The sequence below is a fragment of the Pseudotabrizicola sp. genome (assembly GCF_030684215.1).
Classification (GTDB): domain Bacteria; phylum Pseudomonadota; class Alphaproteobacteria; order Rhodobacterales; family Rhodobacteraceae; genus Pseudotabrizicola.
In genome coordinates, this window is the sequence record NZ_JAUXOV010000073.1 from 203,855 (window position 1) to 216,582 (window position 12,728).

General features: G+C 61.0%; 11 protein-coding genes. 6 read left to right on the forward strand and 5 right to left on the reverse strand.

Features of this window, described 5'->3' with window-relative positions; genetic code table 11:
* Positions 1-29: 29 nt before the first annotated feature.
* From dxr to pyrH, 5 genes are all read right to left on the reverse strand, one after another.
* Entirely contained in the window at positions 30-1,214 is a 1,185-nt protein-coding gene (gene dxr, locus Q8K08_RS17805; protein WP_305250996.1) for a 1-deoxy-D-xylulose-5-phosphate reductoisomerase, read from the reverse strand.
* Positions 1,215-1,218: 4 nt separating this feature from the next.
* Positions 1,219-2,019 (reverse strand): phosphatidate cytidylyltransferase, encoded by an 801-nt coding sequence (locus tag Q8K08_RS17810; protein WP_305250998.1) that lies wholly within the window; start codon positions 2,017-2,019, stop codon positions 1,219-1,221.
* Positions 2,016-2,693, reverse strand: coding sequence for a polyprenyl diphosphate synthase (gene uppS / locus Q8K08_RS17815; protein ID WP_370870564.1), 678 nt, complete (start codon positions 2,691-2,693; stop codon positions 2,016-2,018). Before uppS ends, Q8K08_RS17810 begins: the two co-directional genes overlap by 4 nt.
* 163 nt (positions 2,694-2,856) lie before the next feature.
* Positions 2,857-3,420, reverse strand: coding sequence for a ribosome recycling factor (gene frr, locus Q8K08_RS17820; protein WP_305251001.1), 564 nt, complete (start codon positions 3,418-3,420; stop codon positions 2,857-2,859).
* Between the two features lie 123 nt (positions 3,421-3,543).
* Positions 3,544-4,278: a UMP kinase gene (pyrH, locus tag Q8K08_RS17825; RefSeq protein WP_305251002.1), complete on the reverse strand. Its 735-nt coding sequence runs from the start codon at positions 4,276-4,278 to the stop codon at positions 3,544-3,546.
* Positions 4,279-4,427: 149 nt separating this feature from the next.
* On the opposite strand from pyrH, the gene miaA reads away from it, so the two are divergent.
* From miaA to Q8K08_RS17855, 6 genes are all read left to right on the forward strand, one after another.
* Positions 4,428-5,294: a tRNA (adenosine(37)-N6)-dimethylallyltransferase MiaA gene (miaA, locus tag Q8K08_RS17830; protein WP_305251004.1), complete on the forward strand. Its 867-nt coding sequence runs from the start codon at positions 4,428-4,430 to the stop codon at positions 5,292-5,294.
* A gap of 122 nt (positions 5,295-5,416) precedes the next feature.
* On the forward strand, positions 5,417-6,214 hold the full coding sequence (locus Q8K08_RS17835) for an AraC family transcriptional regulator (RefSeq protein ID WP_304797623.1): 798 nt from the start codon (positions 5,417-5,419) through the stop codon (positions 6,212-6,214).
* 308 nt (positions 6,215-6,522) lie between these two features.
* Positions 6,523-8,151, forward strand: a complete 1,629-nt coding sequence (locus tag Q8K08_RS17840) for an ABC transporter substrate-binding protein (protein ID WP_305251006.1) — start codon at positions 6,523-6,525, stop codon at positions 8,149-8,151.
* 102 nt (positions 8,152-8,253) lie between these two features.
* Complete coding sequence (locus Q8K08_RS17845) at positions 8,254-9,339, forward strand: ABC transporter permease (RefSeq protein WP_304797627.1); 1,086 nt, start codon at positions 8,254-8,256, stop codon at positions 9,337-9,339.
* 10 nt (positions 9,340-9,349) lie between these two features.
* Positions 9,350-10,501, forward strand: a complete 1,152-nt coding sequence (locus tag Q8K08_RS17850) for an ABC transporter permease (protein ID WP_304797629.1) — start codon at positions 9,350-9,352, stop codon at positions 10,499-10,501.
* A 91-nt stretch (positions 10,502-10,592) separates the two neighbouring features.
* Entirely contained in the window at positions 10,593-12,674 is a 2,082-nt protein-coding gene (locus Q8K08_RS17855) for an ABC transporter ATP-binding protein (RefSeq protein ID WP_304797631.1), read from the forward strand.
* Positions 12,675-12,728: the final 54 nt, after the last annotated feature.

The following is a 12,728-nucleotide window of genomic DNA, read 5'->3' on the forward strand; positions in this document are numbered from 1 at the left end:
GATGCCGCCAATGGGCCGCAATGTCAGAATTATCGCCGTGCGGCCAGCGCTGTTGCGGCCTCACCTGCCCGTATTCGCGCAAGATGGTCCGCGCGAAGGATGTCCTCAAGGGTCATCACGTCAGTTTCAAGGCACATCTCCGGCATAAGCCGGGCAAGCGTGGTTTCCACCACCCCCGCCATGTCCATAAACCCGATCTGGCCCGCCAGAAACTGATCCAGCGCAATTTCCTTGGATGCATTGAACACTGCCCCTGCCAGCCCGCGCATCGACATCACATCGCGGCACAGACGCAACGCCGGATAGCGGTTCAGATCGGGGGCGCGGAAACTGAGCGTGGCAATCTGCGCCAGATCCAGCCGCGCGACCGGCAGGGCCGCACGCTCGGGCCAGTTCAGCGCATAACCGATGGAATGGCGCATGTCGGGCGCGCCCATATGGGCCATGATCGCGCCATCCTGAAAGCCGACCAACGAATGGATCAGCGATTCAGGGTGGATGATCACCTCTATCTGGTCGGGACGCACATCGAAATACTCGCGTGTTTCAATGACTTCCAACGCCTTATTAAACATTGACGCTGAATCGATTGTGATGCGCTGCCCCATCGCCCAATTCGGATGCGCCAAGGCTTCCTTGACGGTGGCATTGGCCAATGCCTCCATCGGCCAGTCGCGCAGCGCTCCTCCGCTCGCGGTCAGGATAATGCGCTCAACCGCTGCAATGTCCTCACCCGCCAGTGCCTGAAAGATTGCCGAATGCTCGGAATCTACTGGCAGAATGCGCGCGCCATGCGCTGCCGCCGTTGCCATAAGAAGGGGCCCGGCGGTCACCAGACTTTCCTTGTTGGCAAGCGCCAGCGTGCGCCCATGGCGCAGGGCGCGCAGGCCGGGCACCAGACCCGCCGCGCCCACAATCGCGCTCATGACCCAATCAGCGGGGCGGTCGGCGGCATCAGCGATGGCAGCGTCGCCCGCCGCCACCTCAACCCCCGACCCTGCCAAAGCGTCGCGCAGCGCGGGCAGACAAGACTCGTCCGCGCAGACCGCGACCTCGGCCCGCAACGCGCGCGCCATTTCCGCCAGTCGCGCAACATTGCGTCCGCCAGTCAGCGCCACAGTGCGAAACGTCTGCGGCCCGCCCGCACGGGAGATCAGGTCAAAGGTGCTTTCCCCCACCGATCCGGTCGCCCCAAAAATCGAAATACTGCGCATGCCCTTAGCCCCCCAACGGCGCGGGCATTGGCAAAGATGTGAACAATCCCAGCAACATGACCAGCACCACGGCCCCGATCATCGCATCAAACCTGTCCAGAAAACCGCCATGACCGGGGATCAGGCCCGAGCTGTCCTTGACCCCGGACCGCCGCTTGATCCAGCTTTCGGCGATATCGCCCAACTGTCCGGCAAAGGCGACGAAGGGTGCAAGTGCCACCGCCATCCAGGGAGCATGGCCTGTGGCCACAAAAATCAACGACACGATCAGCGCGCCAACCCAGCCCGCCACCGTGCCGGACCATGTCTTTTTCGGGCTGATCGCAGGCCAGAACTTCGGCCCACCCACCACGCGCCCGACGAAATAGCCCATCACATCCGACACAATCACAATGGCCACAATCCACAGGATCGCCGGCACGCCGGGGCTGCGCAATTCGATAAGGCCATAACCCGCAACCATGATGGCGATGCCGTAAAGCGTGGCAATCCGCCGGTCGCGGCGCGGGGTCAGCGCCAGAGCCAGCCCCGGCAGGATCAACAGGGTCGTGGCCAGATCATCACGAAACACCTCAGCCCCAGCCAGACAGGCGGCCGCAAACAGACCCACCGCAAAGGGCGTCCGCTTGCGCCCCGGAGCGGTCATATTCGCCAGTTCCCAAAACATCACCCCGGTCAGCGCAATCACCAGTATCGAAAACGGGGTGCCGCCAAGCCACAACTCTCCCGCACCCACGGCAAGCATGAAAATGGCGGAGATCGCCCGCTTTTTCAGATCTCCCCAGCGGGCAATCGCATCTGTCATCCGGCGGCAACCCCGCCATAGCGCCGTTCACGATTGCCAAAGCGCGACACGATTTGCGCCAGCTCCTCAGGCGAGAAATCCGGCCACAGTGTCGGTGTGAACTCGTATTCCGCATAAGCTGTCTGCCACAGCAGGTAATTCGAGGTCCGCGTCTCGCCGCTGGTGCGGATCACCAGATCGGGGTCGGGCAGGTCTGCGGTATCCAGACGCGACCCGATCATCACATCATTGACCGCTTCGGGTGCCAGCCGCCCCGCAGCCACATCAGTTGCAATTGCACGCATGGCGCGCGTAATTTCATCGCGCCCGCCGTAGTTGATGGCGACCGTCAGGTTCAACCGGGAAAACTGCGCTGTGCGCGCCTCGATCCCATCCATCAGTTTGCGCAGACGCGGGTTCAGCGGGGTGCGATCGCCAATAAAGCGCATCCGCACGCCCTCAACCGCCAGCCGGTCTGCCTCACGTTCAATGTAGCGTGCGAAAATCGACATCAGACCCACGACCTCTTCGGTCGAGCGCTTCCAGTTTTCGGTGGAAAACGCATAGATCGTCAGCCAGCGGATGCCCAGATCCGGCGCGCAGCGCACGATTTCCTTGACCCTTTCGGCCCCTTTGCGGTGACCGACCAGACGGGGCCAGCCACGGTTTGTGGCCCAACGTCCATTGCCATCCATGATGATGGCGACATGCTCTGCCAACCGGGGTGGCTTTTGTTCTGCCGATGTGGTGGACGCCAATCCCCTGTCCCTTTTTTGTCAATCTATCCAGCCTGTTACGCCCGGAAATTCTGTTAAAAACATTGTGTTTTGCCAGCAGAACATGGCGTGAGCGCTGACGTCAGACCTGCATGATTTCTGTTTGCTTGCCTTCAAGCGTCTGATCCACCAGCTTGATATACTTGTCGGTCATTTCCTGAACCTCGGCTTCCCAGAACTTGACGTCATCTTCGGACAAGCCATCGTTCTTGGCTTTCTTGATCTGGTCCATCCCGTCGCGGCGCAGGTTGCGCACGGCCACGCGCGCGTGCTCGGCGTAAGAGGCGGCGACCTTGGTCAGTTCTTTGCGGCGCTGTTCGTTCAACTCGGGGATCGGCAGCATGATGATGGTGCCATTGGTCTGCGGGTTGATCCCAAGCCCGGATTCGCGAATGGCCTTTTCAACCTTGTTGACCATACCCTTGTCCCAGACGTTGATCGTAACCATTCGCGGCTCTGGCACGTTGACGGTGCCAAGCTGGTTGACCGGCGTCATCTGGCCATAGGCATCAACCTGAATAGGCTCCAGCATCGAACCAGAGGCGCGGCCGGTGCGCAGCGACGCAAATTCGGTGCGCAATGCATTGATCGCTCCATCCATGCGGCGGGTCAGATCTTCGGTATCCAGCTCAAAATCGTCAGCCATCGGTTCATTCCTTCGTCAGCGTCCGGCAGAGTGCTGCTGTGTCGGGCGTTTTCCGTTTCTATAAGCGATGCAGACGCATGGGTATAGCCCCTGCTAAACCCGGCGTGCCTCGATTGACAAGGTTCAGTCATGCACAATTGTATAAGTGCCCTGCCCCGCCATGATCCCCTTGAATCCACCGGGTTCAGACAGTGCAAACACAACCAGAGGCATCCGGTTGTCGCGGCACAGCGCAATCGCAGAGGCATCCATCACCTTGAGATTGCGGCGCAGCACATCATCATAGGTGATATCGGCGTAGCGCTTGGCATCGGGGTTGGTCTTGGGGTCGCTGTCGTAAATGCCATCAACATTCTTGCCCATGAAGATCGCCTCGCAAGCCATTTCCGACGCGCGCAGAGCGGCGGCGGTGTCGGTGGTAAAATACGGGTTGCCGGTGCCGGCAGCAAAAATGCAGACCCGCTTTTTCTCAAGATGGCGCACGGCGCGGCGGCGGATATAGGGCTCGCACACCTGATCCATCGGGATGGCGCTGATCACACGGGTATAAACCCCAAGTGATTCGAGGGCGGCCTGCATGGCCAGCGCGTTCATCACCGTGGCCAGCATGCCCATGTAATCGGCAGTGGTGCGTTCCATTCCCTGCGCCGACCCTTGCAAGCCGCGAAAGATATTGCCGCCGCCGATCACCATGCAAATCTCGACCCCGAGATCATGCACCGCTTTGATTTCGCGCGCCACACGCTCTACCGTTGGCGGATGCAGGCCGTATGCCTGGTCGCCCATCAGCGCCTCACCCGAGATTTTGAGCATCACGCGGTTGTATTTCGCACCGCCATCTAGGGCCGCTGGTGTCATGGGCTTTCCCCGTAGTTCGTTTTGAGATTGGACAGTTTTGAGATTGGACTGCGGCGCAAAATGTCGCAAAACGACGGCGGGTTCAACCTGTGACTGGCGTCAGAGCGGGGGTTTCACACCCCGTACCCCTGTGGAGTAATTTTGCCAAGATGAAAGTGCCTGCCAATATATCGCGTGAGGCCCCTGTGCTGATCGTCGGGCCGACGGCCAGCGGCAAATCCGCATTGGCAATGGATCTGGCCGCGCGCGACGGGCGGGTGATTGTGAATGCCGATGCCTTGCAGGTCTATGGCTGCTGGCGGCTGCTGACGGCGCGGCCTTCGATGGCGGATGAAGCGGCGCTGCCGCATGTGATGTATGGCCATGTCGGGCGGGATCAGCCCTATTCTGTCGGGCATTGGCTGCGTGAGGTCCGGGCGTGGCTGGACCGCCCGGTGGTGATCGTGGGCGGCACTGGCCTGTATTTTCTGGCGCTGACCGAAGGGCTGGCGGAAGTGCCGGAGACCCCGCCGACTGTGCGGGCCGAAGCCAACGCGCTGCGACTGGGGGATTTGGCCGCGATGGTGGCCGCACTTGACTCGCAGACGGCAGCGCGGATCGATCTTGCCAATCCGGCCCGCGTACAGCGCGCGTGGGAGGTGTTGCGGGCAACGGGGCGTGGGTTGGCCGCATGGCAGGCGGACACACCCGCGCCACTGATCGCGCGCAAGGGGGCCGAGGCTCTGGTGCTGCGCCCGCAGGTGGCGTGGCTGAACGCGCGCATCGACCGCCGATTCGATCAGATGATCGCACAGGGCGCGCTGGAGGAAGCGCGGGCCGAGGCCCCGTTCTGGCACCCCGACCGCCCGTCGGCCCGCGCGATTGGTGCCCCCGAGCTGATCGCGCACCTGCGCGGCGACCTTCCACTGGAGGCGGCGGTGGAGGCGGCCAAACTGGCCAGTCGCCAATATGCCAAGCGCCAGCGCACCTGGTTTCGCAACCGGATGCGGGACTGGACCCCTGTTCCACCGTCCTGAGATCACCCGGCAAGTGCAACTTATCCACAGGGGGGCATCTGATCTGTGGAGAAGGTCATAATTTTGCTTGGGTTGTGTGGCACGGCCTGATTATCTGAGCGAAGCCCAACCAGCAGGATCTTATGAACGACCTAAGCGGCCTAGCGCAACTGCGTGTCACTGCCATCCCCCGGCTCGCCTCTGGCGGGCGCTGGCGGGTCGAAGCGATGCGTGCCATTTCGGAACCGATGTTCTTGTGGTTCACCAAAGGACAGGGGCGTATCACCATTGCCGGTGTTACCCGGGGCTATACCGCACATAATGCGGTGTTCATTCCGCCGGGTGTGATGCACGGGTTTGAGGTCGGACCGCAAGTCTTTGGCACGGCGGTGTTCTTCGGCCGTGACTCCTCGGTCACCCTGCCAGAGACCGCGCAGCATCTGCGCATCCGCGAGGTGCATGCCCAGCAAGAGATCAACGTGATTCTCGACTCGCTTCAACGCGAGATCGACAGCGATATTCCCGCCCATGACCGCGCCACCCGCCACCACCTTGGGTTGTTGGGCGTCTGGCTGGAACGTCAGACCGTCAAAGCCGCGCCCGAGACGCCCAAACCCGACGCTGCGCGGCGTCTGGTCGCGCGCTACACCGCGCTGTTGGAACAAGGGTTTCGCAACGGCACCGGGGTTGGTGAATTTGCAGCCGCTCTTGGGGTGACACCGACCCATCTGACGCGCTGTTGCCGAATTGCCTGCAACAGGTCTGCGATCGAGGTGCTGCAGGACCGGCGCATCTTTGAAGCCCGCAAGATGCTGTCAGAGACCAAACTGCCGGTGGCCCGCATCGGTGAGGCGCTTGGCTTTGCCTCGCCGGCCTATTTTACCCGGTCTTTCCAGCACCTGACCGGGCGCTCGCCGACCGCGTTTCGCCGCGAAATCTGACCAAAGGCACAAAAGCAGGCCAACCCGCGCGGCGGGGCTTTTTGCCATTTTCTTGTAGATTCCGGCACTTGTCAGGGCATCTTGGTGCGAATTCGCTGCCAACAGGTCGACACCATGTCGTATTTAATGCACAAAGAGGCGACTTCGGGCGTTGACGCAAGAAGCAAAGTGTTGCGCAATGGGGCCAATGCCCCGGCGCACTCAGACCTGTGCCGGGCAATAACAGACTGGTCACGCCCCACCGGGGCGTAGCCCGGCACAAAGATCAAAACAATAACAAGATGGCACTGCCATCAGGGAGACATATGATGACCGAACAGACCGAGATGCTGCATCCGGCGGCGACCACCCTTGCCCGTGAAGTGCGGGCTGGTAAGCTCAGCCGTCGGGAGTTTCTGAGCCGCGCCACAGCTTTGGGTCTTACCGCGCCGGCAGCCTATGGCCTGCTGGGGCTGGCCGCCCCTGCCAAGGCTCAGGATGCAAAGGTTGGTGGCATTTTGCGTGTTGGCATGGAAGTGAAGGCGCAAAAAGACCCGCGCACTGCCGACTGGCCGCACATTTCCAACGTCTATCGTGGCTGGCTGGAATATCTGGTGCAGTACAACCCAGATGGCAGCTTTGAAGGCCGCTTGCTTGAATCGTGGGAGGCGAATGAAGACGCCACCCAATACACGCTCAAAGTCCGCCCTGGCGTGACCTGGAACAACGGCGACGCTTTCACCGCAGATGATGTGGTGCGGATGTTCGAGCGCTGGACCGATGCCTCGGTTGAGGGCAATGCCATGGCCTCGCGGTTCATGGGTCTGGTCGATGAGGCCACCAAATCGCTGCGTGATGGCGCAGTGGTCAAGATTGACGATCTGACCGTGCAACTGGTGATGTCACTGTCGGATGTTGCCGTTATTGCAAACCTTGCCGATTATCCGGCTGCTGTGGTGCATTCGTCTTACGTCGATGGCTCTGACCCGTCGGCCAATCCGATCGGGACCGGTCCTTATCTGCCAAAGGAAATCGGTGTCGGTCAGCGCGCCATTCTGGCCCGCAACGAAGATCATACGTGGTGGGGTGGCACCGTGCCACTGGATGAAATCCACTACATCGACTTTGGCACCGATCCGGCCGCCATGGTCGCCCTTGCCGGTTCGGATGAAATCGACTGCAACTACGAGTCCACCGGCGAATTCATCGACGTGCTGGACGGTCTGGGCTGGAACAAGCTGGAGGCAGTCACCGCATCGACCATCGTGATGCGGATGAACTCGGCAAATGGCGATCTGTATAAGGAAAAGTCCGTTCGTCAGGCACTCCAGCGCGCGGTTGATCCGGCTGTTATTCTGGAACTTGGCTATAACGGCCTTGGGACCACGGCAGAAAACCACCACGCCTGCCCGGTTCACCCCGAATACGCCGAAATTCCAAAGGTTGCGCCAGATCCGGCTGGGTTGAAGCCTGTGCTGGAAGCGGCGGGAATGGCGAATACGGAATTCGAGTTGATCTCGCTGGATGACGGCTGGGAAGCGGCCTCGACCGATGCCGTCGCCGCACAGTTGCGCGACGCAGGCGCCAATATCAAGCGCACGGTCATGCCGGGGTCGACCTTCTGGAACGACTGGCAAAAATACCCGTTCTCCTCGACCACATGGAACCACCGCCCGCTGGCGGTGCAGAACATGTCGCTTGCCTACACCTCTACAGGCTCTTGGAATGAAACCGGCATGGCCAATGCCGATTTCGACGCCGCCATGACCAAAGCCCTGTCGCTGGCCGATGCTGATGACCGGCGTGAGGTGATGGTGACATTGCAGACCATCCTGCAGGACGAAGGTTATATCATCCAGCCGTTCTGGCGCTCGCTGTATCGTCATGCCCGCGACGGGGTGAACATCGACATGCATCCGTCGTTTGAACACCACCACTACAAGTGGTCGGTGGCCTGATCAGACCCCTTGGGACTGCGGCACCCGTGCTGCAGTCCCTTTCCCTAAGCTGCCCATTTTTCCCCCACCCTTTGCAACCAACAGCAAGGGAAGGATAAAGCCATGCTGCCGTTTCTGTTGCGCCGGGTTGGCGTGATGATCCTGACCGCTCTGACGCTCAGTTTCGTCGTGTTCAGCCTGACAAACCTTGCCCCCAATCTGGAAAAGCTGGCCCGCACCGAAGGGTCGGTCCGCATGACCGATGACGCGGTGCTGTCATGGATTGAAAACAACGGCCATGGTGGGCTGATGGTGACGCGCTATGGCCAATGGCTTGGCGTGGTGCCCGGCTGGGTCCGCACCGATGACAGGGGCGTAACCCGAGGCCGCTGTATCACGCGCGACGTGACGGCGGAAGCAGCGCCACGCTATTGCGGCATCCTTCAGGGTGACTGGGGCACCTCGACCGTGTTCCGCGAGCCTGTGTCAAAGACCATTGCCGACAAACTGGGCGCAACCGGCTGGCTGATGATGTGGGTGATGCTGGTCATGGTACCGGTGTCGCTGATCATCGGAGTGCTATCTGGCATGCGTGAAGGCAGCCGCACCGACCGGGTGCTGTCCACCTTTGCGATCGCCACCACCGCCACGCCGGAATATGTCTCGGGCGTGATCCTTGTGGTGATCTTTGCCTCGGCCACCACGGGGATATCGCCCCTCCTTGCCGAATGGGGCTGGATCAGTGGCCGCACGCTTTTCCTTGGCACCGCCACATCGGCCACCGACAAGATCACCTTCTGGAACTTTGCGCTTCCGGTGATGACCATTGCCCTTTACGGCATCGGCTATATCGCCCGGATGACACGGGCGAGCATGACCGAGGTGATGACCCAGCAATACATCCGCACCGCGCGGCTCAAGGGCGTGGCCTTCCATCAGGTGATCCTCAAGCACGCCCTGCGCAACGCCCTGATCGCTCCGTTTACAGTGATCATGTTGCAGTTCCCGTGGCTCTTGAACGGTGTGGTCATCGTGGAGACGCTGTTCAACTACAAGGGCTTTGGCTGGACACTGGTGCAAGCCGCCGGCAACAACGACATTCAGCTTTTGCTGGCCTGTTCGGTGGTCGCGGTCTTTGTCGTTCTGGTCACCCAGCTCATATCCGATGTCGGCTATGTGTTCCTGAACCCCCGAATCCGACTGAGCTAAGGAAAGACCTATGGAACCTCTCTCCTGGCCCATGATTTTTGCCAAGATGGCCGTGCAGTTCTGGCCAGTCTGGACAGCACTTGTGGTGACTGTCGCCCTGTCGCTGCACTTCCGCCGCCGCCTTGGGCTTTATGGCAAGCTGTTTGACTCCACCGTTGGCATGATTGGCTTTGTGATCGTGATGTTCTGGGTGTTCACCGCAATCTTCGCCGATGTGATCATTACCTTCAACCCGCTGGGGCAACTCTCGGGGCTCAAGAACGCGCTGCCCGGCACCCCCGTCCCAGGTTCAGATCAGTGGTATCTGTTGGGCGGCGATCACCTTGCGCGCGATGTGTTCAGCCGAGTGGTGATGGGCGCACGCCGGGTGCTGACCATCGCGCCCGCAGCCACCGTGATCGCCTTCATGGTCGGCATCACGCTTGGCCTGCCTGCGGGCTATTTCGGCGGCAAACTGGATACCGGCCTCAGCTTCATCGCCAACCTCGTGCTGGCCTTCCCGGTGATCTTGCTGTTCTACCTGCTGGTCACGCCTGAAATCCGCTCCACCGGCGTCCCCATAGCGCTGGCGGCCGTGCTGTTCCTGTTCCCGGTGATCTTCGTCTCAGTGCTCCTGAACAGCCGCTATTTCACCACGCCATCCAAGCGCAACCTCTACGTCGGCGTCTCGCTGGCAATCGGGCTCTGGGCCTATTCCGGCCTTGCTTTCAACGCCGACCCCACCGGTATATGGGCGATGGATCCGAACCTACTGAACGTCTTTGTCTCGGTGGTCTTCGTCAATGCCCCCACCGTGTTCCGCATCGTGCGCGGCATCGTGATGGACCTCAAATCCCGCGACTACGTCGCCGCGGGCCAGACACGCGGCGAAGGTGCGTGGTATATCATGCTGTGGGAAATCCTGCCCAATGCGCGCGGCCCCCTGATCGTCGATTTTTGTCTGCGCATCGGCTACACCACCATTCTCCTCGGCACGCTGGGCTTCTTCGGCCTCGGCGTCTCGCCTGAATCGCCGGACTGGGGCAGCACCATCGACGATGGCCGCCGCTTGCTCTCGATCTACCCCCACCCCGCCGTGGTTCCCGCACTTGCGCTGATGAGCCTCGTGCTGGGCCTCAACCTGCTCGCCGATGGCCTCCGCGAAGAGTCCATGCGCGACTGACACATTTTCTGTTTCCAAATATCCCGGGGGTCCGGGGGCTGGCCCCCGGTCCCGACCTCTCCCAAAGGCACCACCCCAAAAGGACAAGCACATGACCGACTGGGACCCTTCAAAACCGATCCTTGAAATTGAGAACCTCTCGATTTCATTCTTTACGCGTCTGCGCGAAATTCCGGCGGTGATGGATTTTTCCTGCACCGTCATGCCGGGCGAATCCATGGGGCTGGTTGGCGAATCCGGATGCGGCAAGTCCACGGTTGCACTGGCTGTCATGCGCGATCTTGGCAAGAATGGCCGCATCACCGGTGGCAGCATCAAGTTCAAGGGCCGCGACCTTACTCATATGACCGAGGACGAACTGCGCCATATCCGTGGCTCGGAAATCGCGATGATCTACCAGGAACCGATGGCCAGCCTGAACCCCGCGATGCGCGTGGGCGACCAGCTTGCCGAGGTGCCTATGATCCATCAGGCCATGGCCCGCGCCGACGCCCTCAAACTCGCGCGCCAGATCATCGCCGATGTGCGCCTGCCCGACCCTGATCGCATCCTGCGCGCCTATCCGCATCAGCTGTCGGGCGGCCAGCAACAGCGTATCGTAATCGCAATGGCGCTCATGGCCAAGCCTGCCCTGCTGATACTGGACGAACCGACCACCGCGCTCGATGTGACGGTTGAGGCAGGGATCGTCGATCTGGTCAAGGATCTGGGCAGCAAATACGGCACATCGATGCTGTTCATCAGCCACAACCTTGGCCTGATCCTCGATGTCTGCGACCGGCTGTGTGTGATGTATTCCGGCGAGGCCGTCGAGACCGGCAATGTCACCCAGGTCTTCGACAAGATGCGTCATCCCTATACACAGGCGCTGTTCCGTTCGATCCCGCTGCCGGGAGCCGACAAGAACACCCATCCGCTGATTGCCATTCCGGGCAACTTCCCGCTGCCGCATGAACGCCCCACAGGCTGCAATTTTGGCCCGCGCTGCGATTATTTTCTGGATGGCACGTGTAATACGGGCGATATCCCGATGGACCCGGTGCCAACCCATGACCGCCACGCCACCCGCTGTCTTCGCTGGAAAGACATCGACTGGGATGCGCCTGCAAAGGTCGGCAAGGTTACCGAAAAGCTGCCACGCGGGCGGTTGGTTCTGAAGATGGACGATCTGAAGAAATACTACGCCGTCTCCTCCGGGGCGTTTGGCGGCGGGGCGGAAAAAGTGGTCAAGGCCAACGAATCGCTGTCGTTCGAGGCACATGAAAATGAAACCCTCGCCATCGTGGGTGAATCTGGTTGCGGCAAATCCACCTTTGCAAAGGTGCTGATGGGGCTGGAAACCGCGACAAGCGGCCAGATCATGCTGTTTGACGAAAACGTGCAAGACACCCCCATTCAGGCCCGCAACACCGACACGGTGTCAAAGCTGCAAATGGTGTTCCAGAACCCGTTTGACACATTGAACCCGTCGATGACCGTGGGCCGCCAGATCATCCGCGCGCTGGAGATTTTCCAAAAGGGCACCGATGATGCCGACCGGGTCGAGCGGATGCTGGTCCTGCTCGACATGGTAAAACTGCCGCGCGCCTTCGCCGACCGGATGCCACGCCAACTGTCGGGCGGGCAAAAGCAGCGCGTCGGCATCGCGCGCGCCTTTGCCGGAGGCGCCAAGGTGGTGGTGGCGGATGAACCTGTATCGGCGCTTGACGTCAGCGTGCAGGCCGCCGTGACCGATCTGTTGATGGATATTCAGCGCGAAAACCACACGACGCTGTTGTTCATCAGCCATGATCTGTCGATCGTGCGCTATCTGTCAGACCGGGTGATGGTGATGTATCTGGGCCATGTGGTCGAACTGGGCACCACCGATCAGGTCTTCGCCCCGCCCTATCACCCCTATACCGAGGCGCTGCTGTCTGCCGTGCCGATCGCCGATACGCGGGTGAAAAAGCGCCGCATCGTGCTGGAAGGCGATATTCCGTCGGCGATGAACCCGCCGCCCGGCTGCCCGTTCCAGACCCGCTGCCGCTGGAAAACCCAAGTGCCGGGCGGGCTGTGCGACACCGTGCTGCCGCCGGTACAGGTGCTGGCAGGCGGGCATCAGATCAAGTGCCACCTGTCAGCCGAGGCTTTGGCAGGGATGGAGCCGGTGATCACGATTGCCGCCGAGTAGGCGGGTGGCCGATGGCGGAGCCTCCGGCGGGAGTATTTTGAAAGCAGCAATCCG